Origin of the sequence: Actinomadura chibensis NBRC 106107 (assembly GCF_001552135.1) — a bacterium.
In the GTDB taxonomy this organism is placed as follows: Bacteria; Actinomycetota; Actinomycetes; order Streptosporangiales; family Streptosporangiaceae; genus Spirillospora; species Spirillospora chibensis.
In genome coordinates this window covers 107,234-113,875 of sequence record NZ_BCQP01000049.1, presented here as the reverse complement: position 1 = coordinate 113,875, position 6,642 = coordinate 107,234, and the positions used below count along the sequence as shown (strand labels likewise).

General features: G+C 71.8%; 4 protein-coding genes and 1 pseudogene. 2 read left to right on the top strand and 3 right to left on the bottom strand.

Annotated elements, in window-relative coordinates:
* Positions 1–421: 421 nt before the first annotated feature.
* Positions 422–604 (top strand): annotated as a pseudogene (locus ACH01S_RS27875) (transposase); the annotation flags it as partial.
* Positions 605–695: 91 nt separating this feature from the next.
* Here ACH01S_RS27875 and ACH01S_RS27870 read toward each other — a convergent pair.
* The 3 genes from ACH01S_RS27870 to ACH01S_RS27860 form a co-directional block, all read right to left on the bottom strand.
* Entirely contained in the window at positions 696–1,721 is a 1,026-nt protein-coding gene (locus tag ACH01S_RS27870; protein WP_218010423.1) for a LysR family transcriptional regulator, read from the bottom strand.
* Between the two features lie 1,026 nt (positions 1,722–2,747).
* Positions 2,748–3,389 (bottom strand): hypothetical protein, encoded by a 642-nt coding sequence (locus ACH01S_RS43865; protein ID WP_067897827.1) that lies wholly within the window; start codon positions 3,387–3,389, stop codon positions 2,748–2,750.
* 432 nt (positions 3,390–3,821) lie between these two features.
* The gene (locus ACH01S_RS27860) at positions 3,822–5,915 is read right to left on the bottom strand and encodes a RecQ family ATP-dependent DNA helicase (RefSeq protein ID WP_067897823.1); all 2,094 of its coding nucleotides are present in this window, start codon (positions 5,913–5,915) and stop codon (positions 3,822–3,824) included.
* A gap of 334 nt (positions 5,916–6,249) precedes the next feature.
* On the opposite strand from ACH01S_RS27860, the gene ACH01S_RS27855 reads away from it, so the two are divergent.
* On the top strand, positions 6,250–6,495 hold the full coding sequence (locus ACH01S_RS27855) for a hypothetical protein (RefSeq protein ID WP_067897820.1): 246 nt from the start codon (positions 6,250–6,252) through the stop codon (positions 6,493–6,495).
* The last annotated feature ends 147 nt before the right edge of the window (positions 6,496–6,642 follow it).

The window sequence follows — 6,642 nt, the reverse complement described above, 5'->3', positions numbered from 1 at the left end:
CCCCCTCGCTCGTCGGTCCGTGCGACCTCCGGGCGTGGCCGCCCTCCGGCCGCACGAACCGCTACCCCGGCTTAGGCGCCTGTTCCATGACCTCGCTGACGGTTGGCAATCGCTAACGGGCGAGGTGGTGTGTGCCTGGGAGGGGATGGTGAGACAGGTCTCGGCGGTCGTTCGCTTGTGGCATGACGTCCGGGAAGCGGCGTTGTCGTCCGAGTTGTGGGCGGGCGTTGCCGGGCGCTGCGCGGCAGGACGCGGTGTATTGCGGCACAGCATGTCGGGCGCGGGTGTCGGTGGGTGCGTCAGAGCTGAGCGCGGGTGGCGGTGCTACCTGCCGAGTCGCCGGCGCGCCGGGCGAGGTGCCCGGAGTGCGGGACGGTCCGGGTGGCGGGTGCCGAGCGCCAGGCGGGGGCGATGTGCCCTCATGCGCCGCCGCCGCTCTCCCTCCGACACCACCGCCGCCGAATGGACGCTGATCGAGCCGCTGCTGCCCGTCCCGGCCTGCCAGACCATTGGCGGCCGTCCCGAGGCCCCCCGCCGCGAGATCGTCGACGCGATCCGCTACGTCTCGGACAACGGGAGCAAATGGCGAGCCCTCCCCCGCGACCGCGCGGGGGCGTGTGGGCTCTCGTAAGGCGGATGAGTGGGGAGCTTCGGTCGCTCGTTCGATCGGCCGGTCGGAGTCTCGCTCGTCCGGGTTATGCGAGGGGGGTGTAAGTGCGGACGTCCTCCTTCACCGCCGCCCACAGGCGGTTCAGGGGGTGGCCCGCGTCGTAGCGTTCGAGGTCGGCGCGGCGGACGAACGCGCCCGTCATCAGCTCGGCCTTGGGCTCCAGGTCGTCGTCCAGGGCGATGGCGCGGAGCGGGACGGTGCCGGGCTCGTCCTGCGCCGCCATGCCCCGGCCGATCGAACCGGTCACGATCATGCAGCCGCGGACGAAGCCGGAGCGCAGCAGCGACAGCCCGTAGTGCACGTCGTCGATGTCGGCGACCACGTTCAGCCGCTCGCGGAAGTTGGGCCCGTACCAGGTGGCGAGCAGGTCGGCGACGAGCCCGGCGGGCGGGACGACCAGCGGCACCCCGCCGAGCCTGCTGGTCTCGACCGGCATGTCCGGCAGCTCGCTCTCCAGCAGGTTGGTCAGCAGCCACGCCTGGCCGCGCGCGTACTCGACGACCTCGTACTCCGAGAGCCGCAGGTCACCCTCGGGGGTGCTGACGATACTGCCGCAGATCAGGTCGACCTGCCTGGTCTCCAGACGGGACCACAGCTCCTTCGTCCGGACGTGGGCGACCTTGAACTCGACCTCGCGCTGCCGGAACTCCTCCGACACCCGGTTCCAGGCCCGCGACACGATCGGCAGCGTGAACTCGGTGGTGCCCACGGTGAGCATCCGGCCGAGCCTGCGCCTGCTCCAGTGAATGGACTCCAGCCATTTCTCGAACGTCAAGCGCGCCAGTTCGACCGTGGCCTCACCGGTCGGCGTGAACAGGAAGTCCTTGCCCCGCCCCTGCCGGACGGTGAGTACCTCGCCGCACAAGGTCTGGCTGTTGCGGTTCAGGGTGTCGAGCTGCTTCTGGACGCTCGACTGCTCGCGTCCGAGCGCACGGGCCGCCCGGAGCGCGGACCCGGACTCGTGCACAACCAGAAGGGTCCGAAGCTGATCGAACGTCATATCGAGCAGCCCGGACGGGCAGTCGAGGAGCGCGTCAAGGGTCGGTGACACGGGGTCGGACATTACTACCTGTTCCGTCGTCCCGCTGAAATGGCCGAGCGGTCATCTCGCCGGGAAATGATGACATTTCCCGCTGAACTTATCTCAAGATGTTCTCCTAAACAACTGGACAGACTTTTCTAACCTCTAGAACACTTTCGTCTCGGGCCGCTCCTCGCCGCCGTCAGCCGTCCCATCCAACGACGGCGGCGCTCCCGGGCGCGCCCCGGCGGTGCCGGCCGCCGGGGCCGCCGCCCGGGGACCCGACCCCCGTTCGCCGCGGCTCTTCTCCGCCGCGGCGCCGGGACCGGACGCCGACCCGTGCGCGGGGCCGCGCGCACGGGTCGGCCACCCCACCCGCGTCACAGGGGCACGCGGGCCGGGGTGGCACACACCCGCCCACCCCAAGCGACCCACACCGCCCGACTCCCACCCACGTCAAGACAGGACGCGGGCGCCCAACGGAAGGCCGCAAGATTCAGCCCACCCACACCCGCGCCACAAGAGGCAGGCACCGCCCCAAAATGCGCACGGGTCGGCCACCCAACCCGCATCACAGAGGCACGCGGGCCTGGAGTAACACGCACCCAGCCACCCCACACGGCCCGACTCCCGCCCACGTCAGGCCGAGACGCGGGCGCCCGCCGAAGGGCCGCAAGGTCCAGCCCACCCACACCCGCGCCACAAGAGGCAGGCACCGCCCCAAATGCGCACGGGTCGGCCACCCAACCCGCGTCACAGGCGCACGCGGGCCCGGGGTGGCACGCACCCCCCACCCCAGGCGCCCCACACCGCCCGACCCTGCGCCCGCCTAAGGGCGGGCGGGCACCCGCCCGAGCTAGCGGCATGTGGCTCCCGTCCCGGGCCACCCGCACAGACCAACCCACCGCCCGCCCGCTCGCCACCGAAGGCTCGCAGGACACCCACCGACACGGCGCAGGCAGACCACTCGTCCAGAACACTCGCACGTATCGCCCCACCGTCCGCCCACGTCAGGGCGGGACGCGGGCGCCCGCCGGAGGGCCGCAAGGTTAGCTCTCACCTCCACCCGCCGCGGAGAGCGCGGGGGTACCCGCCCGGAGGCCAGTGAGGTGCGACTCTCCGCAGCCCCGCGCCGCAGGGCAGGCGGCCCGTCCAGAGGCCCATGGGGGTGGCCTGTCCCACTCGGAAGGCGGGGGACGCGGAGGACGCGGGACGCAAAGGAACGCGGAACCGCGGGCGGGATCGCCGGGCGCGACCGCAAAGCGCGGGGAGCGCGAGGAGCGCGAAGAGCATGGGAAACGCGGGCAGCGTGAAGAGCCCGGGGACCGCGAAGAGCCCGAGGACCGCCAGGACCGCGAAGAGCGCGAAGAGCGCGAAGAGCATGGGAAACGCGGGCAGCGTGAAGAGCATGGGAAACGCGGGCAGCGTGAAGAGCATGGGAAACGCGGGCAGCGTGAAGAGCCCAGGGACCGCGAAGAGCCCGAGGACCGCCAGGACCGCGAAGAGCGCGAAGACCGCGAAGAGCGCGAAGACCGCGAAGACCGCGAGGAGCATGGGAAACGCGGGGAGCGTGAAGAGCCTGGGGACCGCGAAGAGCGCGAGAAGCGCGAAGAGCGCGAGGAGCTCGCGGGGAGCGTAGGACTGCCGGGCGCGAGGCCCGTTGTTTATCGCTCGGCCGGGTCGCAGGGCGGCGAACACTCCCAGTGAAGGCGTGCATGGTTGGGCTCGCATCCAGCTGCGCCCGCAGACAGGGGAGCCACCTCGGCGCACGCCTCCGCCGCGAGGGCGAGGCGGGCGGACGGGAGACCTGTGGGGACGACCCACCGTGCACGCGCGCGTGGCGGGCAAGCGGGCGGGCCGCTTTGCCCGGGTTGGTCTGCCTCTGCCTGCGGGGCAGGGGGACGTGGGGACGTGCTGGGCAGGGCCATGCGGGATGGTTCGCTTGGCGCTCGCGCTGTGGAGTGGGGGCGCAAAGGTGGGCCTCTTGCTAGTGGTGGCTCGTCGTGTGGCCCCTTCTGTTGGGTGTGGGTGGACGCCGGGTGATGGGGTTCGCGGGGCGGGGTGGGTTGGCGGAATGGGTGGGGGGTCGGCGGAACGGGTGTGAGGTTCGCGGGGTGGGTGGGGGTGGGGTTAGGTCGGGGTGGCCAGGGTTAGGGGGAGGACGGTTTGTGCTCCGGCTTCCTTTAGGAGGCGGGTTGCTACGGCCATCGTCCAGCCGGTCTCGACTCGGTCGTCGATCAGGAGGAGGGGGCCGGGGGTGTTGGAGACGGTGGCGGCCAGGTCGGGTGGGACGGTCAGTGAGTGCCAGACCGAGCGGAGGCGCTGGGCGCTGTTGTGGCGGCGCGGGGACGGGTCGCCCACCGGGGCCAGTTCGCCCAGGTAGGGCAGGCGTCCGACCTCGGCGATGCGGTGGCCGAAGGTGGAGACCAGGCGCGGACGGGAGCGGGAGCCGATGGTGACGACGCCGGTCGGGCGGGCGGGCCAGTCCCAGGCGGCGAGGACCTGGACGACCGCGTTGAGCATGTCGGCGGGAAGGTCGGTGTCGTCACCGGCGAACAGGGCGCGCAGCCGGTTGCCCCAGCCGATGTCGGTGAGGCGGCCGAGGGCCCGGCCCACTTCAGCCTGGAGGGCCGGGTCGATGCGGCCCGCGACGCCGAGGTCGTCCTTGACGCCGGTGGGCCACATGCGGCGGGGCATGATGTCGACGCCCGGACGGTGCAGCCGCTCGCGGGCCTCGGACGCGCTTTGCCCGGTGACGTCGGCGGACCAGTGGCGTCCCGTGCAGTTGTCGCAGCGGCCGCAGGGCGCGGCGGCCGGGTCGTCCAGTTGGCGGCGCAGGTACTCCTCACGGCACGCGGTGGTCGAGATGTAGTCGAGCATCGCCTGCTGTTCGCGCCGCCGCTCGGCGGTGACGCGCTCGTAGCGTTCGCGGTCGTAGGACCAGGGGATGCCGGTCGACGTCCAGCCGCCCTTGACGCGGCGGGCCGCGCCGTCGACATCGAGCACTTTCAGCATCATTTCGAGCCGCGTCCGGCTGAGGTCGACCTGGGGTTCGAGGGCCCCGGTGGAGAGCGGGCGGCCCGCGTCCTCCAGGACGCCGAGGGTGTGCCGGACGACGGGCTCCGGCGGGAAGGCGAGGCTGGCGAAGTAGGCCCAGATGTCGCGGTCTTCCCGGCCGGGCAGGAGGATGACCTCCGCGCGGTCGACGCCGCGGCCCGCGCGTCCGATCTGCTGGTAGTAGGCGACCGGTGACTGCGGGGCTCCGACGTGGACGATGAAGCCGAGGTCGGGCTTGTCGAAGCCCATGCCGAGCGCGCTCGTGGCGACGAGGGCCTTGAGCTTGTTGTCGAGCAGATCCTGCTCGGCCTGGAGCCGTTCGGCCTGTTCGGTCTGCCCGGTGTAGGCGGCGACCGCGTGGCCGCGGTCGCGCAGATAGCCGCTGATCTCGTGGGCGGCGGCGACGGTGAGGGTGTAGACGATCCCCGATCCGGGGAGTTCGTCGAGGTGTTCGGCCAGCCACGCGATGCGCTGCTCGGCAGTGGGCGGCGTCACGACGGCGAGGTGCAGGGACTCCCGTTCGAGCGGGCCGCGCAGCACGAGCGCGTCGTCGCCCGCGAGCTGCTCGGCGACGTCCTTGGTGACGCGGGCGTTGGCCGTCGCGGTGGTGGCGAGCACCGGGATGCCGGGCGGCAGCTCGGCCAGGAGCGTCCGGAGCCGGCGGTAGTCGGGACGGAAGTCGTGCCCCCAGTCGGAGATGCAGTGCGCCTCGTCCACCACGACGAGGCCCGCGCCGGCGGCGAGCTTCGGTAGGACGAGGTCGCGGAACTCGGGGTTGTTCAGCCGCTCGGGACTCACCAGCAGGACGTCGACCGCCCCCGCGTCGACCTCGCCGAACACCGCGTCCCAGTCGCCCGTGTTGGACGAGTTGATCGTCTGGGCGTGGATGCCGGCGCGCTTCGCGGCATCGATCTGGTTGCGCATCAGCGCCAGCAGCGGCGAGACGATCACCGTCGGGCCGGCGCCGCGCTCGCGCAGCAGCCGGGTCGCCACGAAGTAAACGGCGGACTTGCCCCACCCGGTGCGCTGCACGACGAGCGCCCGCCGCCGTTCGACGACGAGGGCGCGGATCGCCGTCCACTGGTCGTCGCGGAGCCGCGCGTGGTCGCCCGCCAGCGCGCGCAGGCAGCGTTCGGCCTGCTCCCGGAGTCCGTCGGATTCAGTCATGCGTCCTTGGTACCAGCGCCGTCGAAGCCCCCGCACCAGAACCGCGTTCTGTGGACAACGCGGCCAAGCCTCGATGATCATGTCCGTGCGACCCGCGCGCATATCGCCATCCGGCCCGACATCGCTGACCGGATGGAAAGGGCGCGGCGTCCCGCCTGCAGCGCCCGCGGACTACCCCGACAGGTGTCCGCGTAGGCGGGTCACGCCACCTCCAACCAAGTCCTGGCCTGGTCAGACATCTCCGCACTCAACAACAATGTCACTCTATGTAACTGAGCATACGCGCTAGGTTCGGAGGGTCGGACTCACCGACTTCACCGGAAGGAACCCGATCATGAAGACAGTCGTCCTGCCGATGCTGGCCGCCGCCGTCCTGGCCACGGTGGCCGGGCCCGCCGACTCCGCCGTCGCGGCCGGCCCGCCGTCCCCGACGATCATGCAGGCCAGCACCGACCATGTCGCTCACCGAACGGTCGGCTTCGAGCAGTGCAGACGAGGCGGCGGCCATCCCGTGCGGAAGAGCGGGTACTGGTGGTGCGAGGGCGGGAGATACGACGGCCAGATGATCAGCGGCGGCTGACCGGCGATCCCCTGTGTGACATCCGCGCCGAAGGGCGATCCCCGGCCTCACCCCGGCCGGGGCTCGTCCCCTTCGTCCAGGCACACGGCCCCGCCCCTACCGCGCTCAGCGACTCAGTAGGCAGACCGGACGCCAGGCAGGACGCCT

Coding starts and splice junctions, on each gene's coding strand:
- ACH01S_RS27860 (WP_067897823.1), bottom strand. CDS start 5,915: ATGACTGAATCCGACGGACTCCGGGAGCAGGCCGAACGCTGCCTGCGC.
- ACH01S_RS27855 (WP_067897820.1), top strand. CDS start 6,250: ATGAAGACAGTCGTCCTGCCGATGCTGGCCGCCGCCGTCCTGGCCACG.